At 61.0% G+C, this 26,080-nt stretch carries 24 protein-coding genes and 1 tRNA gene; 12 read left to right on the plus strand and 13 right to left on the minus strand.

Features of this window, described 5'->3' with window-relative positions:
• Positions 1–20 precede the first annotated feature (20 nt).
• From dacB to NMB38_RS07170, 8 genes are all read right to left on the minus strand, one after another.
• The gene (dacB, locus tag NMB38_RS07135) at positions 21–1,478 is read right to left on the minus strand and encodes a D-alanyl-D-alanine carboxypeptidase/D-alanyl-D-alanine endopeptidase (protein ID WP_027916547.1); all 1,458 of its coding nucleotides are present in this window, start codon (positions 1,476–1,478) and stop codon (positions 21–23) included.
• A gap of 241 nt (positions 1,479–1,719) precedes the next feature.
• Positions 1,720–2,064, minus strand: a complete 345-nt coding sequence (locus NMB38_RS07140; protein ID WP_023533709.1) for a YggL family protein — start codon at positions 2,062–2,064, stop codon at positions 1,720–1,722.
• 41 nt (positions 2,065–2,105) lie between these two features.
• Positions 2,106–5,738, minus strand: coding sequence for an ATP-binding protein (locus NMB38_RS07145; RefSeq protein WP_049696323.1), 3,633 nt, complete (start codon positions 5,736–5,738; stop codon positions 2,106–2,108).
• A gap of 7 nt (positions 5,739–5,745) precedes the next feature.
• On the minus strand, positions 5,746–6,363 hold the full coding sequence (locus NMB38_RS07150) for a response regulator transcription factor (RefSeq protein ID WP_027916549.1): 618 nt from the start codon (positions 6,361–6,363) through the stop codon (positions 5,746–5,748).
• Between the two features lie 278 nt (positions 6,364–6,641).
• Entirely contained in the window at positions 6,642–7,973 is a 1,332-nt protein-coding gene (locus NMB38_RS07155) for a deoxyguanosinetriphosphate triphosphohydrolase (RefSeq protein ID WP_027916550.1), read from the minus strand.
• A 90-nt stretch (positions 7,974–8,063) separates the two neighbouring features.
• On the minus strand, positions 8,064–8,396 hold the full coding sequence (locus NMB38_RS07160; protein ID WP_027916551.1) for a hypothetical protein: 333 nt from the start codon (positions 8,394–8,396) through the stop codon (positions 8,064–8,066).
• A complete protein-coding gene (locus NMB38_RS07165; RefSeq protein ID WP_023533670.1) occupies positions 8,393–8,767 on the minus strand; it encodes a phage holin family protein in 375 nt (124 codons plus the stop codon). Before NMB38_RS07165 ends, NMB38_RS07160 begins: the two co-directional genes overlap by 4 nt.
• 9 nt (positions 8,768–8,776) lie before the next feature.
• Positions 8,777–9,091, minus strand: coding sequence for an ElaB/YgaM/YqjD family protein (locus tag NMB38_RS07170; RefSeq protein ID WP_027916552.1), 315 nt, complete (start codon positions 9,089–9,091; stop codon positions 8,777–8,779).
• A 303-nt stretch (positions 9,092–9,394) separates the two neighbouring features.
• Between NMB38_RS07170 and NMB38_RS07175 the strand changes: the two genes are divergently transcribed.
• The 5 genes from NMB38_RS07175 (at position 9,395) to NMB38_RS07195 (ending at position 12,774) form a co-directional block, all read left to right on the plus strand.
• Positions 9,395–10,603, plus strand: coding sequence for an ammonium transporter (locus tag NMB38_RS07175; protein WP_028688162.1), 1,209 nt, complete (start codon positions 9,395–9,397; stop codon positions 10,601–10,603).
• Positions 10,604–10,675: 72 nt separating this feature from the next.
• Positions 10,676–10,912 (plus strand): glutaredoxin family protein, encoded by a 237-nt coding sequence (locus tag NMB38_RS07180; protein WP_027916554.1) that lies wholly within the window; start codon positions 10,676–10,678, stop codon positions 10,910–10,912.
• Between the two features lie 122 nt (positions 10,913–11,034).
• Positions 11,035–11,466, plus strand: coding sequence for a D-Ala-D-Ala carboxypeptidase family metallohydrolase (locus NMB38_RS07185; protein WP_027916555.1), 432 nt, complete (start codon positions 11,035–11,037; stop codon positions 11,464–11,466).
• A 65-nt stretch (positions 11,467–11,531) separates the two neighbouring features.
• A complete protein-coding gene (locus NMB38_RS07190; protein ID WP_027916556.1) occupies positions 11,532–11,840 on the plus strand; it encodes a hypothetical protein in 309 nt (102 codons plus the stop codon).
• A 52-nt stretch (positions 11,841–11,892) separates the two neighbouring features.
• A complete protein-coding gene (locus NMB38_RS07195; protein ID WP_028688163.1) occupies positions 11,893–12,774 on the plus strand; it encodes a pseudouridine synthase in 882 nt (293 codons plus the stop codon).
• A 52-nt stretch (positions 12,775–12,826) separates the two neighbouring features.
• Here the strand turns inward: NMB38_RS07195 and NMB38_RS07200 are convergent, their stop codons facing one another.
• Positions 12,827–14,392: a methyl-accepting chemotaxis protein gene (locus NMB38_RS07200; protein WP_027916558.1), complete on the minus strand. Its 1,566-nt coding sequence runs from the start codon at positions 14,390–14,392 to the stop codon at positions 12,827–12,829.
• Between the two features lie 235 nt (positions 14,393–14,627).
• Positions 14,628–17,369: an aconitate hydratase AcnA gene (acnA, locus tag NMB38_RS07205; protein ID WP_104926023.1), complete on the minus strand. Its 2,742-nt coding sequence runs from the start codon at positions 17,367–17,369 to the stop codon at positions 14,628–14,630.
• Between the two features lie 225 nt (positions 17,370–17,594).
• On the opposite strand from acnA, the gene rlmM reads away from it, so the two are divergent.
• From rlmM to pdxB, 4 genes are all read left to right on the plus strand, one after another.
• Positions 17,595–18,659: a 23S rRNA (cytidine(2498)-2'-O)-methyltransferase RlmM gene (gene rlmM, locus NMB38_RS07210; RefSeq protein ID WP_027916560.1), complete on the plus strand. Its 1,065-nt coding sequence runs from the start codon at positions 17,595–17,597 to the stop codon at positions 18,657–18,659.
• 736 nt (positions 18,660–19,395) lie between these two features.
• A complete protein-coding gene (locus tag NMB38_RS07215; RefSeq protein ID WP_494354932.1) occupies positions 19,396–19,563 on the plus strand; it encodes a hypothetical protein in 168 nt (55 codons plus the stop codon).
• 345 nt (positions 19,564–19,908) lie between these two features.
• Positions 19,909–20,151, plus strand: coding sequence for a sulfurtransferase TusA (gene tusA, locus NMB38_RS07220; RefSeq protein ID WP_023534172.1), 243 nt, complete (start codon positions 19,909–19,911; stop codon positions 20,149–20,151).
• A 60-nt stretch (positions 20,152–20,211) separates the two neighbouring features.
• Complete coding sequence (gene pdxB, locus NMB38_RS07225; RefSeq protein WP_490806027.1) at positions 20,212–21,354, plus strand: 4-phosphoerythronate dehydrogenase PdxB; 1,143 nt, start codon at positions 20,212–20,214, stop codon at positions 21,352–21,354.
• A 75-nt stretch (positions 21,355–21,429) separates the two neighbouring features.
• Here pdxB and NMB38_RS07230 read toward each other — a convergent pair whose 3' ends face one another.
• Positions 21,430–21,603: a PA1571 family protein gene (locus NMB38_RS07230; protein ID WP_165919263.1), complete on the minus strand. Its 174-nt coding sequence runs from the start codon at positions 21,601–21,603 to the stop codon at positions 21,430–21,432.
• Positions 21,604–21,817: 214 nt separating this feature from the next.
• Here NMB38_RS07230 and NMB38_RS07235 point away from each other — a divergent pair, with 214 nt between their 5' ends.
• Positions 21,818–23,578 (plus strand): ABC transporter transmembrane domain-containing protein, encoded by a 1,761-nt coding sequence (locus NMB38_RS07235; RefSeq protein ID WP_033695066.1) that lies wholly within the window; start codon positions 21,818–21,820, stop codon positions 23,576–23,578.
• A gap of 87 nt (positions 23,579–23,665) precedes the next feature.
• Here the strand turns inward: NMB38_RS07235 and NMB38_RS07240 are convergent.
• Together NMB38_RS07240 and NMB38_RS07245 are read right to left on the minus strand one after the other, a co-directional pair.
• Positions 23,666–23,742: transfer RNA gene (locus NMB38_RS07240), tRNA-Pro, on the minus strand.
• Positions 23,743–23,823: 81 nt separating this feature from the next.
• On the minus strand, positions 23,824–24,045 hold the full coding sequence (locus NMB38_RS07245) for a YgdI/YgdR family lipoprotein (RefSeq protein ID WP_023534255.1): 222 nt from the start codon (positions 24,043–24,045) through the stop codon (positions 23,824–23,826).
• A 184-nt stretch (positions 24,046–24,229) separates the two neighbouring features.
• On the opposite strand from NMB38_RS07245, the gene moaB reads away from it, so the two are divergent.
• Positions 24,230–24,769 (plus strand): molybdenum cofactor biosynthesis protein B, encoded by a 540-nt coding sequence (moaB, locus tag NMB38_RS07250; protein ID WP_023534262.1) that lies wholly within the window; start codon positions 24,230–24,232, stop codon positions 24,767–24,769.
• On the plus strand, positions 24,753–25,979 hold the full coding sequence (locus NMB38_RS07255) for a molybdopterin molybdotransferase MoeA (RefSeq protein ID WP_049696310.1): 1,227 nt from the start codon (positions 24,753–24,755) through the stop codon (positions 25,977–25,979). Before moaB ends, NMB38_RS07255 begins: the two co-directional genes overlap by 17 nt.
• Positions 25,980–26,080: the final 101 nt, after the last annotated feature.

Consider the following 26,080-nt stretch of genomic DNA (forward strand, 5'->3'; position numbering starts at 1 on the left):
GGGGGCACAGGCCATGCAGGTCACTTGGCGGCTGTACTGGCGTTTGCGCTGGGCTGGCGGTAGAGGTCCAGCAGCACCTGGTCCAGCACCTGCGAGGCGCCCCACGGTTTGGGGTCGTTGAGGATAGCGGCCACTGCCCAGGTATGGCCGTTGCTGTCACGGCTGAAACCCGCGATTGCCCGTACGGTGTTGAGCGTGCCGGTCTTGATGTGGCCCTCACCGGTCATGGCGGTGCGCTTGAGCCGTTTGCGCATGGTCCCATCCATACCCACCAGCGGCAGCGAGCTCATGAACTCGGCCGCGTAGGGGCTTTTCCAGGCCGCTTGCAGCATGGCTGCCATCTCACGCGTGCTCACGCGTTCGGCGCGGGACAGCCCTGAGCCGTTTTCCATCACCAGGTGCGGCGCGGTGATGCCTTTCTTGGCCAGCCACTGACGCACGACACGCTGCGCGGCACGGGCGTCATCGCCATCGGCATCGGTACGGAACTGGGCACCCAGGCTCAGGAACAACTGCTGAGCCATGGTGTTGTTGCTGTACTTGTTGATGTCACGGATGATTTCCACTAGGTCCGGCGAGAAAGCGCGCGCCAGCAACCGTGCGCTTTTAGGCACGTTTTCGATGCGGTCGGTACCTTGGATGGTACCCCCCAGCTCGTTCCAGATGGCACGCACCGCGCCGGCGGCATAGGTCGGATGATCGAGCAGCGAGAGGTAGGTTTGGGAGTTGCAGCCATCGCCCAACTGACCACTGACGGTCACGGTGATGCCGTCGGGCTGTGGCACGGGGTTGTAGCGTACGTCGCCGGCGCAATTCTTGCTGTTGACAGCCTTGACCTGGTTGTCGATGCGAATGCTGGCAATCGGCGGCTCCACGGCAACGCTGACCCTGCCGCCGTCGTTACGCGCCACGAAGCGCAAGGCCTTGAGATTGACCAGCAACGCGTCAGGCTTCACCAGGAACGGCTTGTTCTGATCACCCCCGTCGTCATTGAATTGCGGCAGGTTGGGCTGCACGAAATGGCTGCGGTCGAGCACCAGGTCACCTGTGATGGTGCGCACGCCGTTGGCGCGAAGGTCACGCATCAGCAACCACAGCTTTTCCATGTTCAGCTTCGGATCGCCCCCACCCTTGAGGTAGAGGTTGCCGTTAAGTACACCGTTGCTGAGCGTACCGTCGGTGAAGAACTCGGTTTTCCACTGGTAGGTCGGCCCCAGCAGCTCCAGGGCGGCATAGGTGGTGACCAGTTTCATCGTCGAGGCAGGGTTGACGGACACGTCGGCGTTGAACACCGTGGCTGTACCGGGGCCATCCAAGGGCAGCATCACCAATGACAATGCCGTGTCTTGCAGCTTATTGGCCTTGAGTGCCTGTTGCACCTTGGGTGGAAGGTTTGTATTGACCGCAGCTGCCTGGCTGGTCAGGGCCAAAGGCAGCAACAGGCCGGCGAGTACGATGGGGCGGAGCGTTTTGATCATGATAAACAGATACCCTGCAACGAGGAGAAAGGGCATTGGGGCTATAAATGGATGATGGCCCCAGAACGAATGCACACGCATTATGCCCCAAGCCCCCCGGGGTTGCGCCAGTTCGATGCACATGGGTTTCACATCAGGCCGCCGCGGCAAGTGTGTGTTAAGCAACGCAGCTTTTGCGCAGACCCGAAAGAAAAAAGGCCACCCCTGGGGGTGGCCTTCTGCGAACGAACCCGACAGAGCATTACTCTGCCTTGTTGATCGGCTTTTCCGGGTACCAGGCGTCGAGCAGCGGGCTGACTTCAACCTTGGTCAATTCGCTGCGGCCTTTGAGCCAGCTTTCAACGGCAGCGCGCTGCTCTTCGGTAACCGAGCCACGCTTGACCGAGCACACCAGACCGTAATCGTCACCGCCGACATAGTCGAGGCCGTTGGCATCCATGGCTTCGGCAAGGAACGCGTCGAGGAATGCATCGATTGCCTGGTCATCCAGATCCTCTTTGAATTCCAGGTTCAGCTCGAAGCCCAATTCCTGAAACTCGTCGACACACAGCTTCTTGCGCAGACGACGGGAGCGGTTTGTGGCCATGAAACAATCCTCTTAGGTAATAACGCCGCGCAGTCTATCAGTTAACACGCCCGGTTGCCCGCCTGCGTGCACGTGGTTGTCGACAGGTCCAGCGTCAGCGCTCGGTGCACGCGCCGCATGTGCCGGGCTAGGGCTTGCCGTCGCAGTCGCACTTGGGCAGGTGTGAGTTCGTCACAATCGAGGGCGATGCACGCTCGCATCAGCGCTGCCGCCTCTAGCATGCGTGCTGCGCTCAGGACTTTATGCGCATGAGCGGCGATTGCCTGCTGATCTTTATCAGGCTGCAGCTCCATCAAAAGCGTGAAGTCTGTCTCCAGGCTTTGTAGCAGCGTCTGGAGAAATCGCCTATGGTCAGCCGGGTCATGCCCGACCACCGCGCTGAGCCCATTAAGGCAATACGGCTTGCACCGGTTCTTTTTCCGACGCTGCATGTTCACTGCTGCAAGGCGTTGACTCAGGGTGCTGAGGCTGATGGGCTTGAGCAGGCAATCATCCATGCCCGAGCTCAGGCATTTGCGCCGTACCTCGGGTTGTGCGTTGGCGGTATAGCCCAGGATCGTGCAGCGCCTTCGTCCTGTCCGCTGCTCTTCGGTGCGTACCGCCGTCGCCAACTGGTAGCCGTTCATGTGGGGCATGTTGCAATCGAGCACCAGCACGTCGAAGTCGCCTGCACGCCAGGCCATCAGGCCTTCGCGACCGTCCGTGGCCGTGGCGTGCTGCAGCCCGAGGTAACCGAGCTGCTGTGCCATCAGTTGCAGGTTGGCAGGGTGATCATCGATCACCAGTACGTTGAGGTGGGGGTCAGGTGCCTGCAAACGCTCGACTGCCGGTGTCGATCGCACTACAGGATCAGCTTGTTGCAACGGCATCTTCACCCGGACCTGGGTGCCCAGGCCTTCCAGGCTTTTGATGCTGAGGTCGGCGCCCATCATTTCGCAGAGTGTACGGCAAATGGTAAGGCCCAGGCCCGTACCGGCGCGTGCCCCCTGACTGTGCGGGTTCGCCTGAACGAAAGGATTGAACAGCCGTTGTACGTCGTCCGGGTGGATACCGATGCCGCTGTCACGCACCTCCATGTCCAGCAGCGAGCTGGCGCTGTCTGTGTCTTGTACAAGCCTGGCGTGGATGCGTACCTGGCCGTGCTCGGTGAACTTGATGGCATTGCTCACCAGATTGGACAGCACCTGCTTGAAGCGCAAGGGGTCTAGCAGCACATGGCAACGTGCCGCTGGCTCGATGATGACTTCCAGCGCCAACCCTTTCTGCCGGGCCTGGCCCTCGAAGATACGCCCCACCGACTCGAGCAATGCAGCCAGATCCACCACCTCGGGGACCAGGGTGAGGTGCCCTGACTCTATGCGCACGATGTCCAGTATGTCGCCAATCAAGCCAAGCAGGTCCTTGGCCGAATGGTGAGCCAGCTGAAGGGCGCCGCGATCGACCTGGCCCTGCTCGGCACGCTTGACGGCGAGTTCGAGCATGCCGATGACTGCGTTCATGGGCGTGCGGATTTCATGGCTGATGGTGGCCAGGAAGGTACTCTTGGCTCGGTTGGCGTCATCGGCCTGCTGCTTGGCCTGGCGCAACTCGTTGACCAACTGGCGGCGGTCGCTGATGTCGATCCATCCGCCAATGATGCCCTGGACCTCGCCCAGCGAATCCCGGTAGGGCAGGATCCAGTGGTAGATGGTGATTTCCCGGCCCTTGATGTGCAAGGGCCTGTCCATGATCAAGGGCGACCCGGCCGCCATCACCTTGCGATAGTCGTCCTGGATCTGTCGGGTCTGCTCGCGGTCGGCAAACAGGCTGCTCTCCAGTTGCTTGCCCAGGACCTCCTCGGCACTGGCCTGCACCGCTTCGAGGTAGCTGTAGTTACAGCTCTGCAGGCAACCCTCTCGATCACGAACGTACATCGGGTGTGGCGTACCGTTGAGCAATGCACGCATGAATGCCACCTGATCGTTCAGGGCGCGCTCCGCTTGCTGGCGTTGATGGATCTGCAAACGCAGACGGGCGTTCCACAGCAATGCCAGCAACAGCAATACCGCTGCACCCAGGGCTACAAGTACCGTCAAGCGGCGAAAGCCCTCGCCCTGGGTATCTTCGAACAGGGTGTAGCCTCGCCAGCGGTTGTTGATCACCCCCAGCTCTTCAGGTGAAATGCTCGAAAGCGCCTTGTCCAGAATCGAAATGAGGGTTTTGGAAGGTGTGCTGGTGGCCATGGCATAACTGGCAGGCTCACTGCCCACTGTGGTGCGGATGATCAGGTCAGGATTGCTGGCCAACGCGTGGTTGGCGTCGATCAGCGTTGTGATGACGGCGTCCACTGCTCCGCTGTTGAGCAGGGCCATGGAATAGTACGAGCTTTCCGTTTCGATCCAGCCGATTTGCGGGTGATAGCGCGAGAGCATGGTGTCCAGGGCGCTGTAGCGTGTGATTGCGATCCGCTTGCCGCGCAGTTCGTCCAGCGAAGTGGCTGCCGCGTTGCCCTTGCGATTGACCAGCACATAAGTGCTGTCCAGATACGTCTGGCTGATCTGCAGATCGTTCTGGTCGATGCTGCCGCTTGCCAAGGCGGCGATGACATCGGCGCGGCCGTCCTTGACCCGTGCGATCATGTCCGCGATGCCACTGGCCCGTTGCACCTCGAAGCGCAAGCCCGTACGCAGGCTGATCAGCTCAAGCAGGTCGGCGGTGATGCCACGAAAATAACCCGAGTTGTCGAAGTAGGACAATGGCGCTGCCGTACCGTCGACAACGACACGCATGACCGGATGTCGCTGCAACCACTGCGCTTCGGTACGCGTCAGTCGAAGCTTGCGATCGGTCAGAAGCAGATCGCTGCCTGCGCTCCAGCGTTTGAATATGCTCGACCGCAGGGCGGAGGACTGACTGTCGAGTGTCGCATTGACCAGCGCGAGCAGCACCGTGTCTTGTTCGCGCAGGGCGAAGCCGAAGCCAAACGCTTCATGGTTGCCAAAGCTGGCCATGCGCAGTCTTGGAAGGTGCCCGCGGTTGAGTTGGTAGTGGGTGGAGATCGTATCGCCGATGAAGACGTCCGCCTGGCCGAACGCCACCGCATTCAGGGCTTCGCTGGATGACCCGAAGGCCAGGACCTTGGCATCGGGATAGACGCTGAGTATCTCTTTCCTTGGCAGGTAGTGATACAGCATGCCTAGGCGCATGCCTGACAGGCCAGTATCCAGCGCCCGGTGTTCGTCTTCGCGGGTGACCAGCACGGGTTGGTCGATAGCGTAGGCATGCGACAGCACCACGCCTTCATAGTTGGCGTCATAGCCGTTGGCACTGCCCAGCAGATCGATGTCGCCTTGTTTAAGCGCTTGCAGCGCCGTTTGGCGGCTTGAATAGCGCAGCACGCGGACCGGCAGATCAAGCGCCTTGCCCAATAGGCTGGCGTACTCTGCGGTGAGCCCTTGATAGTCTCGCCCGCCACTGCTGATGTCGAAAGGTGGATAATCCGGAGCAGATGTTCCAATCACCAGTTCGTGACGGGCATTCAACCATTGCTGCTGTTCTGGGGTAATTGCAGGTATGGCGGGTCGCGCAGTGGAGCGGGCGACCAAGGACAACTGGGACGCGCCTTGCTGCCCGGCGTTAGCCAGGTTGCCCAGCAGCATGGCGACCAGGAGCAGGAGGGCGATAGAACGTGCCATGGAGCCCTCAGACCAGTGCGTTGCGCTTGGCCATGTCGATCAGGTCGACCAGCGTGCTGGCTTCGAGTTTGTGCATGAGGCGTTTCTTGTAAGTGCTGACCGTCTTGCTGCTTAGAAACATGCCCTTTGCAATCTCCTTGTTGGTCCGCCCTTGTGCAAAAAGTTGAAGAACCATCAGTTCCCGATCATTGACAGTGCTTAGAAGTTGCAAGTCGTTGTCAACAGGTAGATGAGGCTGCATGGCCTGGCTGGGAAAGTAATTGTACCCAGCCAATACCGCCTTTACCGCGCTGAGCAGTTCGCTCAGGTCTTCCTGCTTGCAGACATAGCCCGCCGCCCCTGATTGCATGCAGCGCACGGCGAACAGCGCCGGCGACTGCGCGGTCAGCACAAGGATTTTCTGTGGCATTGCCAGGGATTGAAACCTTGCCAACACTTCCAGGCCATCGAGCTTGGGGATGCTGATATCCAGGATGATCAAGTCTGGGTTGGTTTCGCGGATCATCTGCATGGCGTCCACGCCGTTGTCCGATTCGCCAGCGATTGTGTAATTCTGATTTTCCAGAAGCATGCGCACTGCCAGCCGGATCACCGGATGGTCGTCGACGATGAATATGGAGTACATGTTTTACTTCCCTGCTATCAATGAGGGTGACAGTTGGCACCTTAACCCAGTTGAAAGCGGCAAGTAATGCGAGGGCGGCTCAATAACCGTATATAGGAAATGGCCTACAAACTTAACCAAAACTACTTACGTACAATTGCATTAATAGCTAAAGTCAAACCTTGTTTGTTAACTGATGTTTAGGGTTTCAACTCAGTGTCCAGCGTTGGTTGAATCTGAAGTAAGGTTTTCCCTACTGGACCGTTTGAAGGCGAAGGTCGGCGACTTTCCAGGCGTGTTTAGGCAGGACCGGAACGACCTGTCATCTCCCGTGCCATTTCGGTGGCGTAACTGTCCGTCATCCCGGCTATGAAATCGATCATGCGCAGGAAGGCCTGATAAAGCGAACCATGGGGGTCGGGGGCATTGTTGCCGAGCAGATCCAACACCCTGCGGCTCTTGAACGAGGGCGTGCGGCCACCCTGTTGTTCCAATGCGGCGCCACAGAAGGTGTTCAACAGGATCTCCAGCGTGGTGTAGGCACCGATCTCGTGAAGCGTTTTGCGCTTGTCCTGGAAAATCTTGTTCCGCGCCATCGCCTTGGCGTGCAGTACACAGCGTTTGGCGGGGCCGTGCATGTGCTCGACAAGATCGCCGGTCAACTGGCCGGCAAGCAGTGCATCTTGCTGTTCCACGAAGGCATGTGCCGCCGCATTGGTCAGATGTTCGATCGCCTTGCCGCGCAGGATCGCCAACTTACGACGCCTTGAGTCACCTGGGCCGAGCTGCCTGTAGGTTTCTGGCAGGTCGTTGCCCACCAGATCGAGTAGCAGCGCTTCGACTTCAGCGTACTGTAGAAGCTCCATCTCCAAGCCATCTTCCAGGTCGATCAGGCCATAGCAGATGTCATCGGCAGCCTCCATCAAATACACCAGGGGATGACGTGCCCAGCGCTGATCATCTACCTGGGGCAGGCCCAGACGACTCGCAATCTGCTCCAACAGAGGCAATTCGCTTTGGTAACACCCGAACTTGTGCTTTTTGTAGCCCAGGGCATCGGCATGACGAGCGCTCCAGGGGTACTTGAGATAGGTTCCGAGGGTGGCATAGGTCAAGCGGGTGCCCCCATCGAACTGGTGGTACTCCAGCTGCGTCAGTACCCGAAAGCCTTGGGCATTGCCTTCGAAATTGAGGAAGTCAGCCCGTTCATCGTCGCGCATGTCGTCCAGCCAACCACGATTGGCGGCCTGCTGAAACCAATGACGGATGGCATCTTCGCCGGAGTGTCCGAAGGGGGGATTGCCGATGTCATGGGCAAGGCAGGCTGACTGCACCACCATGCCCAGATCACTCGGTTCACACCAGTCGGGTAGGCTCGTACGTAGCGTTTCCCCAACGCGCATGCCAAGCGAGCGGCCTACGCAACTCACCTCCAGCGAATGCGTCAGGCGCGTGTGGATATGATCGTTGCTGGTGACAGGATGAACTTGTGTCTTGCGCCCCAGGCGACGAAAAGCGCCGGAGAAAATGATGCGGTCATGGTCTTTGTGAAAAGGGCTGCGCCCCAATTCTTCAGCACTGTATAGCGCTTTGCCCAGGCGTTCGCGGGTAAGCAGGGTATGCCAATCCAAGGCGCAGTCTCCTGAAGGGGTAGATCCGAGCATACGCCGTGTCATGGGTTCCTGTGCGCGATGAACCCCTGACGCGGCGTGAGGTGTGGGTTACCGGCGCCGACGGTTGCTCTGCATGAACAGCTTCACCAGGGGAATCAAACTGGCACCCAGGCGCACAAGGCGGGGAAGGCCACCACTTCGAACACCCTTGCCAGTCAAAAAGCCCATGGCCACTACCGCCCCTATGCCCCACAGTGGCGCATGCTTGATGCCGAGCCCGGCATGCAGCGAGCTTCCCATGCCGCGTATGCGCCGTACAGGTTCGAGCAGTTGGCCGGTTTCATGGCGGATTTCCTGGCGGTGCATTTCCATGCGCAAGCGCAGCAGCGCCTTGCGCAGTTCCCGCGGGTTACGTGTATTGGGCAAGTCAGGCAGGTTCATGGCAGAAGGCGCTCCCGATCTTTGGCCAGTTCCTCAAGCGTGGAGTGGAAGGGCGAGGACTCGTCGAACACCGCGCTCTTGAGGCGCAGGCCACAATACAGCGCTGCCAGTCCATAAAACACGCACAGACCAATGATGCCGGCCAGGCGGTAGGTGTCCCAGAGCAAAACCAGCACCAACCCGGAAAGCGCTGTCAACAGCAGCAGCGCGAAAACCAGTGCCAGACCTGCGAACAGCAACAGGCGTAGTGTGCGTCCTTTCTGCTCCTGCAGTTCGATGCCGAACAGTTCTATATGGCTGTGTAGCAGCCCCAGGACAGCTGCACCGAGCCGTTTGCCGGTGGCGCCGGTGCCGATGGCGTCATTGTCCATGAAAACCCCTCAACGACGGTTCGCCAGCAGGCCGATCACCAGGCCCACGCCGGCTGCGATCCCAATGGCGTGCCAGGGTTTCTCCTGGACATACTGCTCGGCGCTGCCCAGTGCTTCCTGGCTGCGTTCGCGCAACGATTCCTGTGTGACTTCCAGCGTTTCGCGTGCCTGCGCCAGGCGCTCGTGCATCTGTTCGCGCAGCGCTTGCGCCTGGTCACCTGCCAAGTTGGCGGTATCGGCCAGCAGCTTCTCCGTGTCGCGGACCAGTGCCTGGAAGTCAGCCATCAGTACATCTTGTGCATGCTTTGCCGAATTGCTGGCCATGTGTCTCTCCCTGTCGGTTGATGTTGGTACTTCGAGTGACGTGGCTGCTGGAAGGTTCAAGTCACCACACTGGTACAGGCTTTGCTTAAGTTTTGCATCGTTGCAGGGCATCTGTTGAATGCACTGCGCCGCTTCGGGGCGTGTACCCACCGCCATGCCTAAACATTAACCCAAAATGCCCAGACTGCCAGATACGGCGTCCATCCATTCGTGGCAAGCGCCCAGCCCGCCTTGCCTGGCACCGAATCGGTGCAGGGTGAGCCTCGACTGAGCGTTAATGGTGCCGACAGGTGCTTTTGCTTCATGGATATGACATCAAGCGCGATGCAGTCTCAGGTCAACGGTGCTAACACGTTGTTCATTCTGGTAGGCGCCATTCTGGTGCTCGCCATGCACGCCGGCTTCGCGTTTCTTGAAGTCGGCACCGTGCGCTACAAGAATCAAGTCAACGCACTGTCGAAGATTCTGAGCGATTTTGCCGTGTCGGCAATTGCCTATTTCTTCATCGGTTATTGGGTAGCCTACGGGGTCGAGTTTTTTCAGCCTGCTGCCACGCTGGCTATCGATAACGGCTACAGCCTGGTCAAATGCTTTTTCCTCCTGACGTTTGCAGCGGCTATACCGGCGATCATCTCGGGCGGGATCGCGGAGCGAGCGCGCTTTGCACCGCAACTGTGCGCCACGGCGTTGATCGTGGCATTGGTGTATCCGTTTTTCGAGGGGATGGTGTGGAATGGCAACTTCGGTGTCCAAGGGTGGTTGCATGAGCACTTTGGAGCGCCGTTCCATGATTTTGCCGGCTCGGTAGTGGTGCATGCCATGGGCGGCTGGCTGGCACTGGCTGCGGTCCTGCTGCTGGGCCCCAGGCGCGGGCGTTACCGTGAAGGGCGATTGGTCGCGTTCGCGCCATCGAGTATCCCTTTTCTGGCCTTGGGCTCCTGGATACTGATCATCGGCTGGTTCGGCTTCAACGTGATGAGTGCGCAAACCTTGCAGGGCATCAGCGGCCTGGTCGCTATCAATTCTTTGATGGCCATGGTCGGCGGCACCTTGGCCGCCTTGCTGGTCGGTCGCAACGACCCGGGTTTCCTGCACAACGGCCCGCTGGCCGGGCTGGTCGCCATTTGTGCAGGCTCCGACCTCATGCATCCCGTGGGCGCGCTGACTACGGGTCTGGTGGCGGGAGCGTTGTTCGTATGGGCATTCACCGCTGCGCAGAATCGCTGGAAGATCGACGATGTCCTGGGTGTCTGGCCCCTGCATGGGTTGTGTGGGGTGTGGGGCGGTATCGCCTGCGGCGTTTTTGGTCAGGTCTGGATGGGTGGCTTGGGTGGGGTCAGCGTCTGGAGTCAACTATTGGGAACGTTGACCGGGGTAGGGGTGGCACTGATCGGCGGCCTGGCGGTCTACGGCGCGATCCGCAAGGTGCTGGGGTTGCGACTCAGTCACGAACAGGAGTTCGAAGGGGCTGACCTGTCCTTGCATCGCATAGGCGCCACAAGCCAGGACTGACAGGCTAGAGGTGCAGGCATCGGCAGTGCGGCCTAGAATAATGACCTGCGAAAGCCATTGGGGATGCGTGTCATGTTGCCAGAATGCCAGCTGTTCAGCACCTTGGGATGCCACCTGTGCGAGGTGGCGGAGGCCGTGCTGATGCCTTTCGTCGACCATGGGTTACTGGTCGAGTTGGTCGACATCGCCGAGAGCGAAGCGCTATTTGAACGCTACGGTCTCGTCATCCCCGTCCTGCGCCGCTGCGATAACGAGGCTGAATTAGCCTGGCCGTTCGATGCCGATCAAGTAGCGGCCTTCCTGAGGTAATCAACCCTCTATAGGAGCCGTGACCCTGCTCCATTGCAGCGGGCGCCTGTCCGATGATCGCGTCCAGGCACCTACCAAGCCTCTGGTGCCGACCTCGCCAATCGCCATCGGACCTCTATGCCATGTTGCTCACTCCACATTTTACGCTCGATGAAATGATCATTTCTCGGGTCGCCGCTCGGGAAGGTTTGGACAACACCCCACCGCAACCGGTCATCGACAACCTTCGAATGCTCTGCACCACCCTTGAGCAGGTGCGCAGATTGCTCGCGGCGCCGATCATCATCAGCAGCGGCTATCGCAGCGAGCACCTCAATCGGCTAGTGGGTGGCGCCGCCAGTAGTCAGCACCTGCAAGGGCTTGCCGCTGATTTTACGGTCAGCGGGCTATCCCCCAGGGACACGGCGCGCCGGATAAGCACAAGCCCGATCGCATTCGATCAGCTCATACTGGAATTCGACAAATGGGTGCATCTGTCCGTGACCCATGGCGTACCACGCCGACAGGTACTCACCTTGCGCGGGGGGGACGGTTACCTGCCTGGGCTGGTATGACATCGATTGACGGCAACGGAAGGATATTCGTATGCTGTACATAAATACAGTATTAGGGTGAGCCCATGCTCAACGTCGAGCAATTGAAGTACAGCGTCAACCGGATGCCCGTCGACAGGGTGGCCGACGCTGTCCTGGAGCTTCGGTTTGAAGGCCTGGTCACCGATGATCGCACGCCTTTCGGCAAGGTGCATTTCAATACCTGCTTCGCCGAGGTCGAGGCGCTGTTTCAGCGGGCTGGCTATCACCGAGGGCTGGATGTGGTGGGTTATGAAGGGCTGGTGTATGCTCTGTACGACCCCAGCCGCTGGGAGCCTGTTCAGGTGCTGCGCTGGCTCAAGGCGCGCAGCGAGTCGCTGGCCCAGGCTGGCTGATCGGCGGGGCTTGAAGGATAATACGCCGCCAAGCCAGGTTCCGAGCCCAACGATGACCTCATTCGACCCCGCCCGACTGCAAGCCAGCACGGTATGTCTGCCCCCAGGTCAATGGGCTACGGTGCTCGATTGCCTGTGCGATCACTTCAAGGCCATCGACCGTAGCCAGTGGGTGGACCGTTTTGCCCGGGGGCGTGTGCTGAGCGCCGACGGCCAGGCCATTTCGGCAAATCATCCCTATAAGCGCGGCCTGCGCCTGCACTATTTTCGCGAGGTGCCGAACGAGCGGGTGATTCCCGTGCAGGAAGCGATACTGCATGTGGACGACCACCTGGTGGTGGCTGACAAACCCCATTTTCTGCCGGTAACGCCGGGGGGTGAGTACGTGGAGCAGACCTTGCTACGCCGTCTCATTCATCGTCTGGACAATCCGCACCTAGTGCCCCTGCACCGTATCGATCGGCACACCGCCGGGCTGGTACTGTTTTCAGCCAACCCTGAGTCACGCAGCGCTTACCAACGCTTGTTTCCAGAGCGGCGGATCGATAAACGCTACCAGGCCATTGCTGCCCCCCTCGAGCAACACGTGTTTCCATTGGTGCACCGCAGCCGCCTGGAACACGCAGAGCCGTTCTTTCGCATGCATGAGGTGCAGGGGCCGACCAACAGCGAGACGCACGCCCGCGTATTGGAAAAGAACGGGGAGCAGTGGCGGTATGAGCTCTCGCCCATCACGGGCAAGACGCACCAGCTGCGGGTGCACATGGCTGCGCTGGGGGCGGGCATCAGCAATGATCCGTTCTATCCGTCATTGCTCGAGGGTCAGGATGACTATCAACGGCCGCTGAAACTGTTGGCGCAAAGTCTGCGCTTCGATGACCCGTTGACCGGGCAAACTCGCCATTTCGAAACCCAACTGCGGCTTGATTGGTAGCGTTGGTCAATACGAGGGGCCGGCGATGCCGACCCCTCGCAGGCTGTCAGGTCTAGCGGTTGAAACGCTCTACCAGTGAATATTGACTACCCGCCGTGCTGTTGAGGGCCTCGCTCAACACCGCCGAATGCTGTGCCTGTTCGGCCGTCTGGTCGGCCAGGTCGGCAATGGTACTGATGTTGCGGCTGATCTCGTCGGCTACCGCAGTCTGCTCCTCGGTCGCAGCGGCAATTTGCGTGGCCATGTCGGTGATGTTCGCCACAGCTTCACTGATGCCCACTAGCGCCTCGTCAGCCTGCATCACCCGATCGACACCCTCCTGGGCCTGGCGGTGACCACTTTCCATGGTCGTCACGGCGTTGCTGGCGGTTTGCTGGAGCTTGGCGATCAGGCCGTGAATCTGCCCGGTCGACTCAGCCGTGCGCTGGGCCAGCTGCCGCACTTCGTCGGCAACCACGGCAAAGCCCCGGCCCATTTCGCCTGCCCGTGCCGCTTCGATGGCGGCGTTCAACGCCAGCAGGTTGGTCTGGTCGGCAATGCCTTTGATGACATCGACCACACCGCCGATCTCGTCACTGTCCTTGGCCAATTGCGTCACGGTCTGCCCAGTTTCTCCAACGGCCGCCGACAGGCGTTCGATGGCTGCGCGCGTCTCTCCGGCAATTTGACGGCCCTGGCCAGTCAAGCGATTGGCCTGCTGGGTCGCATCGGCGGTGCGTTGCACATGGTTGGCCACCTCCTGGGTGGTAGCAGCCATCTGGTTCACTGCGGCAGCGACCTGCTCGGTTTCCACGCGCTGGCGTTCCAGGCCTGATGAACTCATATGCGCCAGCTCGTCGGACTGACGGGCCTGATCGCTCAGATGCTCGGCGCTATCCTGCAACCGTGTCAGGCAGGTCTTCATCCGGGCATCCTGGCTGAGCATGGCCATTTCCAGGCGCGCCTGCACGCCGCGGCTGTCGGTATACATCTGCGCAATCAGCGGATCGGACGTGGTCTGCTCGGCCAGGCGCAACAAGCGCTTGAGCCCACGTTGTTGCCAGGTCAGCCCAAGCAGGCCCAGGGGGACAGATAACGCTGCTGCCAAGGCAAAGCCCCATGAGTGTCCAAGCCAGTTGCCGATCAGGAAGCCGATCTGGCTGATCAGGATGAAGGGCAACCAGTCCTGCAAGATGGGGAGCCACCGGTCACGCCGCGGTACTGCCGGTTTACCTTGGTTGATACGCAGGTACAGGGCCTCGGCACGACGAATCTGCTCAGCGGTGGGCTTGACGCGCACCGACTCGAAGCCGACGACTTGGTTGTTGTCGAAAATCGGTGTGACATACGCGTTGACCCAATAGTGGTCACCCGACTTGCAGCGGTTCTTGACGATGCCCATCCAGGGCTGGCCCTGCTTGAGGGTCTGCCACATGTGAGCAAACACGGCGGGCGGCACATCAGGATGACGCACCAGGTTGTGCGCTGCGCCCATCAATTCGTCGCGGGTGAAACCACTGATTTCGATGAAGGCATCGTTGCAGTAAGTGATCACACCTTTGGCATTGGTGGTGGAAATCAACCGCTGCTTGGCAGGGAAAGTCCGTTCTCTCTGGGTAATGGGCTGGTTGTTGCGCATGGCTAGGATGTCCGCAGGGCTTTGGACTGGTATCGGCACGGTGCGCGGATTATTGAGGGGATATTTACAGGGGTTGATCCATGGCAGTGCATGGCAGGTACGGGTGAGCTACTGGCAGTTGCTCGCCGTTGGTTCGCACGGGGTTCTACATGAGTACCTTGAGGTGGCATGGGCTAGCAATGCCCGCTTGGGAAGAGGGTGCCAGCCTGCGCGCAGACTGGCACCCTCGCGGGGCCTACGCGGCGATCAACTGACGCAGCACATAGTGCAGGATCCCACCCGCCTTGAAGTACTCGACTTCATTGAGGGTGTCGATCCGGCAGAGCACTTCGATCTGCTCCTTCGTGCCGTCTTCGCGGGTGATGGTCAGTGCCAGGCTCATGCCCGGCACAATGGCCGTCCCCTCCAGGCCAGTGATATCGATCTGCTCTCTGCCTGTCAGGCCAAGCTGTTTACGATCCTGGCCTGCCTTGAACTGCAACGGCAGCACGCCCATGCCAACCAGGTTGGAGCGGTGAATACGCTCGAAACTTTCGGCCAGCACTGCTTTAACGCCAAGCAAGTTCGTGCCCTTGGCAGCCCAGTCGCGGCTGGAGCCTGTGCCGTATTCCTGGCCGGCGATCACGACCAGGGGCGTGTCTTGCTCCTGATAGCGCATGGCGGCGTCGTAGATCGACAGCTTCTCGCCGCTTGGCACATGCACGGTATTGCCGCCTTCTTCGCCTGCAAGCATCTCGTTGCGGATGCGAATGTTGGCGAACGTACCGCGCATCATGACTTCATGGTTGCCGCGCCGTGACCCGTAGGAATTGAAATCGCGAGGCTCCACGCCCTTTTCGCGCAGGTAACGACCCGCAGGGCTATCGGCCTTGATGTTGCCGGCCGGAGAGATGTGGTCGGTCGTCACCGAGTCGCCCAGCAGGGCCAGGATGCGGGCGCTGTGGATATCGGTGATCCGCGGCGCCGGTCCTTCGATGCCTTCGAAGAAAGGCGGGTGTTGAATGTAGGTCGAGTCCGGTTGCCACACGTACGTGGCAGCCTGTGGCACTTCGATAGCCTGCCATTGCTCGTCGCCTGCGAACACTTCGGCATATTCCTTGTGGAACATGGCTGTGCTCACCTTGGCCACAGCCTCGGCCACCTCTTGCTGGCTAGGCCATATATCCTTCAGATAGACCGGCTGCCCCTGCTTGTCAGTGCCCAGTGGGTCGTGTGTCAGGTCGACTTTCACGCTGCCAGCCAGTGCATAAGCCACGACCAGGGGCGGTGAGGCGAGCCAATTGGTTTTGACCAGTGGATGCACGCGGCCTTCGAAGTTGCGGTTGCCGGACAATACCGAGGCGACGGTCAAGTCGGCGCTGCTGATGGCGTTTTCGATAGGCTCGTCCAGCGGACCTGAGTTGCCGATGCAGGTGGTGCAGCCATAACCGACCAGGTCGAACCCGAGCTCATCGAGGTAGGGCGTGAGACCGGCCGCGTCGAAGTATTCGGTGACTACCTTGGACCCCGGTGCCAGCGAGCTTTTAACCCATGGCTTGCGCTGCAAACCTTTCTCGAGGGCTTTTTTGGCCACAAGCCCAGCCGCCATCATCACACTGGGATTGGAGGTGTTGGTGCAGGAGGTGATGGCCGCAATGACCACGGCCCCGTCGCGCAGCGTATGGGTCTGGCCTTGATGGCTGTAGTCGGCTTCGCCCGCCTGATCGGCATTGCCCACGGCAACGCCCCCTCCGCCCTCGCTCTCGAGCCTGCCGACTTCCTTGGCGGCAGGTTTGGGTTGCAGCTCGACGAACTGCTCGAAGGCCTGCTTGACCTGGGCCAACGCAACCCGGTCTTGTGGGCGCTTGGGGCCCGCCAGGCTGGATTCGACGTCATTCATGTCCAGCGCCAGCGTGTCACTGAAGGTAGGCTCCTGGCCAGGTAGGCGCCACAACCCCTGGGCCTTGCAATAGGCCTCGACCAGTTGCACGGTCGCTTCAGGGCGACCCGACAGGCGCAGGTAATCCAGCGTCACTTGATCAACCGGGAAGAAACCACAGGTCGCACCGTACTCTGGAGCCATGTTGGCGAGGGTGGCGCGGTCAGCCAAGGGCAGCTCGGCCAGACCGTCACCATAAAACTCCACGAACTTACCGACCACGCCTTTCTTGCGCAGCATCTGGGTGACCGTCAGGACAAGGTCGGTGGCGGTGATGCCTTCGCGCAGCTTGCCCGTGAGCTTGAAGCCGATGACCTGTGGGATCAGCATCGACACCGGCTGGCCTAGCATGGCAGCCTCCGCCTCGATGCCGCCCACGCCCCAGCCCAGCACGCCCAGGCCATTGATCATGGTGGTGTGGGAGTCGGTGCCGACCAGGGTGTCCGGGAAGGCATAGGTGTGGCCGTCGGCTTCGCGGGTCCACACGGTCCGCCCCAGGTATTCGAGGTTCACCTGGTGGCAGATGCCAGTTCCAGGCGGTACCACACTGAAATTGTCGAAGGCACTCTGGCCCCAACGCAGGAACGCATAGCGCTCACCATTGCGCTGCATCTCGATGTCGACGTTCTCGCCGAAGGCCTGCGGTGTACCGTATCGATCAACCATCACGGAGTGGTCGATCACCAGGTCCACGGGCGATAGCGGGTTGATGCGCTGGGGGTCGCCGCCCGCTTTGGCCATGGCCGCGCGCATGGCGGCGAGGTCCACCACCGCAGGCACGCCGGTGAAGTCTTGCATCAGTACCCGCGCGGGGCGGTACTGGATTTCACGGTCTGAGCGCTTTTCAACAAGCCACTGGGCCAATGCTTGCAGGTCTTCACCGGTGACGGTCTTGCCGTCCTCCCAGCGCAGCAGGTTCTCCAGCAGCACCTTCAGCGACATGGGCAATTGCTGCAGGTCGCCGAGCTGTCGAGCAGCTTTCGGCAAGCTGAAATAGTGATAGGTCTTGTCACCGACATCGAGCGACGTGAGGGTATTCAGGCTATCGAGCGAGGGCATTGCCAACTCCTTCTGAGCCGGTGCCCGGCAACGTCTTGAAGGGCTGCCGGTAGCACCGCTGTGTACAGGCCCGCACGGCACGGGTCCGACTGAATGGTCAGGTTAGTCCTGTTTGCCTGACCTGACCCTTTTCTGGACCAGCGGGGCATGTCCCAGGTTCCGATCTTCCTTTATCATCGCCGCCCTGCCGGCGCCTGTGTCGCGCCAGCCGTAGTGGAGTAAGAGATGGAAACCCTGTTCATGCATTGCCGGCCCGGCTTCGAGGGTGAGGTGTGCGCCGAAATCAGTGAACATGCCGCTCGCCTGGGAATTGCCGGCTATGCCAAAGGCAAGCCTGGCAGCGCCAGCGCCGAGTTCGTCTGCAGCGAGCAAGGCGGTGCCGATCGGTTGATGCACGCGGTGCGGTTCAATCAGCTGATTTTCCCAAGGCAGTGGGCGCGTGGCGCGTTCATCGAGCTGCCCGAGAGCGATCGCATCAGCGTATTGTTGGCGCACTTGGCGGACCAGCCGGTGTTCGGCAGCCTGTGGCTGGAGGTGCTCGACAGCAACGAGGGCAAGGAGTTGTCGACGTTCTGCCGCAAGTTCGAAGCGCCGTTGCGCAAGGCGCTGGAAAAGGCCGGTCGCCTGGTGGACGACTCGAGTCGCCCGCGTCTGTTGCTGACGTTCATCAGTGGCCGCCGGGTGTTCGTCGGTCAGGCTCTGGCTGACAACAGTGCATTGTGGCCGATGGGCATTCCCCGCTTGAAATTCCCGCGTGAAGCGCCCAGTCGCTCGACCTTGAAGCTAGAGGAGGCCTGGCATCAGTTCATCCCACGCGAGCAATGGGAGCAGCGGTTGGGCGATGACATGACCGGTGTCGACCTGGGTGCGTCGCCGGGTGGGTGGACGTACCAGCTGGTACGGCGCGGTATGCTGGTAACGGCCATCGACAATGGCCCGATGGCCGAGAGCCTGATGGACACGGGGCTGGTCCAGCATTTGATGGCCGATGGCTTTACGTGGCAGCCCAAGCACCCGGTGGATTGGATGGTGTGCGACATCGTCGAGAAACCGGCCCGGACGACGGCGTTGATCGAGACGTGGTTGGGGGAGGGGTTGTGCCGCGAGGCGGTGGTGAACCTGAAGCTGCCGATGAAGCAGCGGTATGCTGAGGTGCGGCGGTTGCTCGATCGCATGGAGGCGACGTTCAAAGCCCGGAAGGTGAGGGTGCAGATTGCGTGCAAGCAGCTGTATCACGATCGGGAGGAGGTGACGTGTCATTTGCGGCGGGTTGATTTGAAGGGGCGGTGAGGGTCTGGCTGGCCTGGGAGGTTGAGTCAGTTGTAGCCTGTACTGCCTTCAACTAAATTGACATTAGGCTGGATAGCAGGCCGACTCGTGCCGTTGCCGTTGCCGTTGCCGTTGCCGTTGCCGTTGCCGTTGCCGTTGCCGTTGCCGTTGCCGTTGCTTTGGCTTTTGCTTCTAAGCGCGCGGTAGTCCAGGCAACACAGATCGCGACTTCAGGAGGCCGAGCGCAGGGCTTGCGGAGGGAGGTGACGGGCATGGATGCCCGTCAAGCGCTGGGCCCCAGGATGGGGCCTGCAGCGCGGTCCTCCCGGGAGCAAGCCCGGAGCGAGGGAACCCCGGAGCGTAGCGTAGGGGCCGGATGATAGGAGCAGGCGGTTTTTGCTTACTTTTTGACAAGACAAAAAGTGAGCCGCCGTAAGGGCGGAAGGGTGACTGTGCGCCACCCGCGCCAATGAATACCAACTTGCTGTATGCGCCCACGCTTTGAAGTTTGAAGTTTGATTGGGTTGGTGTGGGTATTGATAGAGCGCATAGTCCATTTGCGATGGCGACGCTTAATCACCTTTTCGCCCTTACGGCGAGTTACTTTTTGTCAAACGCCACAAAAAGTAACCAAAAAAGGCTGCGCTCCGTTCATACGGCCCCTACGCTGCGCTTCGGGGTTCCCTCACTCCGGGCTTGCTCCCGGGAGGACCGCGCTGCAGGCCCCATCCTGGGGCCCAGCGCTTGACAGGCATCCATGCCTGTCACCTCCCTCCGCAAGCCCTGCGTTCGGCCTTCTGAAGTCGCGAAGATCAAGATCAAGATCAAGATCAACAGCAACAGCAACAGCAACAGCAACAGCAACAGCAACAGCAACAGCAACAGCAACAGCAACACGCATCGAGCATTTCATTCTGGCCGATAGCATGAGCTGTAATGTCAGGGCCGTGATCTATCAAAAGAAGGAGTTGAGTGAACGGGTAATGCCATACAACATGCATCTTATAAACTTCGGCAACTGTCCCATTATGCATGGAGCGTCCGCCTTGCACCGTACTCCAAAGCCAACGAATCCTGCGTGGGAGCGGCCTCGTGCCGCGATGGGGCGCGCAGCGGCCCTGGCAATATCAGGTGCGAAGCTGAACGCTTGAGGCCACCGCGCCCCCCTCAAGCCCGGTCAGGCGCCCCTGAACCGGCGGGTGCCCCGACAGCCCCACTTGGCCCGCGTCCCTAGAATGCGCCACAATACCCATCATTTGCGGAGCCCTTCATGACCGACCTCACCCCCGATGCCACCCTCGACGCCACCGGCCTCAACTGCCCGGAGCCGGTGATGATGCTGCACCAACACGTGCGTGACCTCGCCGCCGGCGGTCTGTTGAAAGTCATCGCCACCGACCCCTCGACCCGACGCGACATCCCCAAGTTCTGTAACTTCCTGGGCCACCAACTGCTGGAACAACAGGAAGACGCCGGCACCTTCCTCTACTGGATCCGCAAGAAAGCCGACTGAGCCGCTCTGGAACACGCTCGGCGTTGAGCCTACACTGCGTTCCCCAGACAGGAGAGCGCCATGCTGATAGTTGCCGACGAAAACATCCCTTTGCTCGATGCCTTCTTCCAAGGGTTTGGCGAGATTCGTCGCTATCCTGGGCGTAGCCTCGACGCCGCTAGCGTCCGGGAGGCCGACATCCTGCTGGTCCGCTCCGTGACCAAGGTCGATCGGCACCTGCTCGAAGGCAGTCGCGTGCAGTTCGTTGGCACCTGCACCATCGGCACCGATCACCTTGACCTCGACTACTTCGACCAAGTGGGTATCCGCTGGAGCAGTGCCCCCGGTTGCAACGCCCGGGGTGTGGTGGACTATGTGCTGGGTAGCCTGCTGACCCTCGCTGACCTTGAGGGTGCATCGCTGCCCGAGCGCGTCTACGGTGTGGTGGGTGCAGGCCAAGTAGGCGGGCGGTTGGTGAGCGTGCTGCGCGCCTTGGGGTGGAAGGTGATGGTCTGCGATCCACTGCGCCAGGCCGCTGAAGGCGGTGATTACGTCGAACTCGATACGCTCCTGCAAGCCTGCGACGTCATCAGCCTCCACACGCCCCTCGAGCGCGGTGGCCAGTACCCGACCTGGCATCTGTTAGGCCCTGCGGAACTGGCGAAACTGCGCCCCGGCGCCTGGCTCATCAACGCCAGTCGAGGGGCGGTGGTGGACAATGGCGCGTTACGAACGCTCCTGCAGCAGCGCGATGACCTGCACGCGGTGCTGGACGTGTGGGAAGGCGAGCCCCAGGTCGACTTGCAGCTGGCAGACCTGTGTACCGTTGCTACCCCCCACATCGCCGGCTATAGCCTCGATGGCCGTCAGCGTGGCACCGCCCAGATCTACCGCGCGTTGTGTCAACATCTGGGCGTGAATGAGGTCATTCAACTTGCCGACCTGTTACCGCGTCCACCCGTGGCGCAGATCGAATTGGATGCCGAGGTCGATCTGCAATGGGCACTGGCGATGCTGTGCCGCGCCATCTACGATCCGCGCCGCGATGATGCCGATTTCCGCCGTAGCCTGAGCGAAGACGTGCAGCAGCAACGTGCCGCTTTCGACGCGTTGCGCAAACATTATCCGTCGCGCCGTGAGATCGAAGGACTGTCCGTGCGCATCCGTGGGAGCTCGCCCGAGCTCGCGCGGCTGATTGACGCCCTGGGAGCCAAGAGGGTCTGACGCTCGGATGCAGCCCCAGGGCAGAGCAGCATGCATAAAAAACCCGGCGCGAGCGCCGGGTCAGGAATGGGGTGATCAGTTTTTCTGCGAGCGCTCGACCCGGCTTTCTTCCAAGGCCTTGCAGGCCTGCTGGATCATTTGCTCGGTGATCGGCACCTCCCGCCCTTGGGCGTCGATCAGGGCGCCGCTTGCCTGGGGCGACGGTGCGTGACGGGGCGTGTGGTGTTCGCGGTCATGGTGCAAGCTCATGCAGGGTCTCCTCTTCAAATGACGACTGGGGTCAACCTTGCGCCTGGCAGATCGTCGACGCGGGTACGGCGCAACCTGGGGCAGGGCCTTAGTCCACCAGAGATGGCGAAAAAGTGCCAGAGCGCGGTTAGAACAATAGGCTATAGCAGCACCGGACAGTTCCGTTCTGCGGCATGAATGGTAGGCTGCACGTTCCGCCTTCGTGAGCAGATCCATGGCCTCTACAACTCCGCGCCCTAGCCGCGCTTTGCGCCTTGGCTGGCATTTTGTTCGTCCGTATTGGCGGCGCCTGGTGATGGCCTTGCTGGCACTGGTGGTGACCGCCGGCATTACCTTGTCCATGGGGCAGGGCATCCGCCTGCTGGTGGATCAGGGGTTCATGACCGGTTCTGTCCATCAGCTCAACCAGACACTTGGGCTCTTCCTGCTGCTGGTGTTGGCCCTGGCGGCAGGGACCTTCAGCCGGTTCTACCTCGTCTCCTGGATAGGTGAGCGGTGCGTGGCGGACATTCGTCGCGCTGTTTTCGACCATCTGCTCGAGCTCCACCCTGGTTTTTTCGAAGACAACCGCAGCTCGGAAATTCAGTCTCGGTTGACGGCCGACACCACGTTGCTGCAATCGGTGATTGGCTCTTCCCTCTCCATGTTCCTGCGTAATGCGCTCATGGTGGTGGGCGGTGTCGCCTTGCTGTTCATCACCAACCCCAAGCTGACCAGCATCGTGGTCGTGGCATTGCCGGTGGTGCTGGCCCCGATCCTGCTGTTCGGTCGCCGTGTGCGCAGCCTCTCACGCCAGAGCCAGGACCGGGTGGCAGACGTGGGTAGCTACGTGGCCGAGACCCTGGGCCAGATCAAGACCGTGCAGGCCTACACCCATCAAGCCCATGACCGGGCACTGTTCGCCGATACGGTGGAGTCGGCATTTACAGTGGCCCGCCAGCGCATCGCGCAGCGGGCCTGGCTGATCACCGTGGTGATCGTGCTGGTACTGGGCGCTATCGGCACCATGCTGTGGGTCGGCGGCATGGACGTCATCGCCGGGCGCATGTCGGGGGGTGAGTTGGCGGCGTTCGTGTTCTACAGCCTGGTGGTGGGCAGTGCGTTCGGCACACTCAGCGAAGTGATTGGCGAGCTCCAGCGCGCTGCTGGGGCAGCAGAGCGTATAGCCGAATTACTGGCAGCGCAAAGCCAGATTCTGGCCCCGTCCAGTGGGCGGCAGCTGGCGGGAGGCCGTGCACGGGGCTGCCTGGCGTTTCAGCACGTGGTGTTTGCCTATCCGTCGCGACCCGAGCACAAGGCTATCGATGACCTGAGCCTGGTCATCCAGGCAGGCCAGACGCTTGCATTGGTCGGCCCTTCCGGTGCAGGTAAATCCACCCTGTTCGACTTGCTTCTGCGCTTCTATGACCCCCAGCACGGGCAGATTCTGCTCGATGATCAACCCATCGACCAGCTCGACCCCGACCACCTTCGCCAGCAGTTTGCACTGGTCGCACAGCAACCGGCACTGTTTCGGGGGACAGTGGCGGACAACATTAGCTATGGACGCCCTGACGCTTGCCTGGCCGACATCGAAGCTGCAGCGCGCGCAGCCCATGCCGACTCGTTCATACGCCAGTTGCCAGAGGGCTACCAGACTCGCCTGGGGGAGGGCGGGGTGGGTTTATCGGGTGGGCAGCGCCAACGGTTGGCGATCGCCCGTGCGTTGCTGGTGGATGCGCCGATCCTGCTGCTTGACGAGGCGACCAGCGCGCTCGACGCTCACAGTGAGCACCTGATCCAGCAAGCTTTGCCGCGCCTGATGGCAGGGCGGACGACAGTGGTGATTGCGCACCGTCTGGCCACGGTACAGCACGCCGACCGCATTGCCGTGGTCGACCAGGGCAAAGTGGTGGCCATTGGTACCCACAGTGAGCTGATAGAAACCAGCCCTTTGTATGCACGGCTGGCGGCGCTGCAATTCACGTCAGCCTGAAGGGCTAGCCGACTGATGCAGGTTGCAGGTACGAGCCTGAACCGTGAGTAACAAAAAACCCGCACAAGGCGGGTTTTCAAAAGGATTTGGTCGGAGAGACAGGATTCGAACCTGCGGCCTTCTCGTCCCGAACGAGACGCGCTACCTGGCTGCGCTACACTCCGATGAACAAAATCCTACTGCATCCGAAATTCGCCCGCAAGTCCTTGTAAAAGAACGAAGCTTTGGCCAGGTCGGATGGGCTATCAGAGTTCTTTGACGGTGCGAATCTGGTCTTTATTCAGACGCATGCGCTTGCCATCGAGCTGCTCGAACTCGTAGAAGCCGGAATCTTCATCATAGGACGGCTTGTCCACCGCCTGGATTTCGCGACCGTCGTTCAAGGTGATGACGGTTGGGGTCGAGCAGCCGGCCAGGGCAGCCAGGCCCAGGGCGAGCATGAAGGCGGGAAGGGTCCGTTTGATCATCGTGTTTCTCCAGTGCGATGGTGCAAGATGACTGTTAAGACGCGGGACGTTAGTGCAAGTTCCTTGCGCGTGCAGCATAACGGCATTCGCTTGACGCAATCCAGTGCAGGCAGCGCTCCCGCACGCCGGCGGGAGTGCCCTGTGATATAACTGCCGTCATTGCCATTACCAGTGACGGATACCTATGAAAGCCTCGGCAGACACCCCGTTCGTTCCCCTCAACATCGCAGTGCTCACGGTCAGCGACACGCGCACATTCGATAACGATTCGTCGGGCCAGGTCTTCGTTGACCGGCTGACAGCGGCAGGCCACCGGCTCGCCCAGCGCGTGCTGCTCAAGGATGATCTCTACAAAATCCGCGCCCAGGTCGCGACCTGGATCGCCGACGACAGCGTGCAGGTGGTGCTCATCACCGGCGGTACCGGTTTTACCGGACGTGACAGTACGCCCGAGGCGGTCACTTGCCTGCTCGACAAGCAGGTCGACGGCTTTGGCGAGCTGTTCAGACAGATCTCCGTGGCGGATATCGGTACCTCGACTGTGCAATCGCGGGCACTGGCAGGGCTGGCCAACGGTACCCTGGTGTGTTGCCTGCCTGGCTCGACCAATGCGGTGCGCACCGGTTGGGACGGTATCCTTGCCGAACAGCTCGATGCACGGCACCGTCCCTGCAACTTCGTCGCCCATCTGAAGCAGGCGGCGGCCTGTGAAAGCCGTGGCTGAGGCCGTGCAGCCCAGGCCACTGATGCCGGTGGAGCAGGCCCTTGAGCAATTGCTGGCTTTGGCCGATGCCGCGCCGATTCGCGAGACCGAGCACGTGCCGCTTGCCGAGGCACACGGCCGTGTGCTGGCCACTGCCCTAGTGGCTTCGCTCGACCTGCCGCCCTGGCCCAATAGCGCAATGGACGGCTATGCGCTGCGCCGGTCCGACTGGCAGGGGGCGCCGCTGCCCGTCAGTCAGAGAATCTTCGCCGGGCACGCACCTGAGCCACTGCAGCCTGGCACCTGTGCGCGGATCTTCACGGGTGCACCGGTTCCCGAAGGCGCCGACTGCGTGGAAATGCAGGAAAACACCCAGGTTCACGCCAATGGCCATGTGGAGTTCTTGCAGCCCCTCAAGGCGCTGCAGAACATTCGTCCTCAAGGTCAGGAAACCCGCAAGGGCGAGCAGGTGCTCGACGCCGGCACGCGTCTTGGGCCAATCGAGTTGGGCTTGGCCGCCACCCTGGGTTATGGACAGCTCGATGTGGTACGCAAGGTGCGGGTGGCGGTGCTGTCGACCGGGGATGAGCTGGTCGAGCCAGGGCTGCCGTTGGGGCCTGGGCAAATCTACAACAGCAACCGTCGCTTGCTGGTCAGTTGGTTGCAGCGCCTGGGATGCGACGTCACCGACGCCGGTATCCTGCCTGATGACCTGGCTCGCACCCGCGCGAGCCTGGCTCAGTTGCAAGGCGTGGACCTGATCCTCTCGACAGGGGGCGTCTCGGTGGGCGAGGCCGATTATCTGGGCGCGGCCCTGCGCGAGGCCGGTGAGCTGGCTTTGTGGAAACTGGCGATCAAACCCGGCAAACCGTTGACCTTCGGTCACTTCCAGGGCGTGCCAGTGATCGGCCTGCCCGGTAATCCGGCCTCTACACTGGTCACGTTCGGCCTGCTGGCGCGCCCCTACTTGTTGCGCCGCCAGGGCGTGATCGATGTCACCCCCCTGCGCGTGTGCCTACCCGCCGGTTTCGATTGGCCCAAAGCCGGGTCACGGCGTGAGTACCTGCGGGCGCGCATCGAGCAGGGCAGGGTATGCCTGTACCCTAACCAGAGCTCCGGCGTGTTGCGCAGCGCGGTGTGGGCCGATGGGTTGGTCGAGGTGCAGGAGGGCACTACGCCCAGCAAGGGTGACCTTGTACCCTTCATCCCCTTCAGCGACATCCTCGGTTGACGCGCGCCAGTGGCGCAGGCTCGCTGCAGTGCGCGAGCCCTGCGCCGCAATATTTGAACGGCCGTGCAACAATTAGTAACGGCTGAGCGTCAAGATGCAAA

It is taken from the genome of Pseudomonas sp. FBCC-B35, assembly GCF_059133755.1.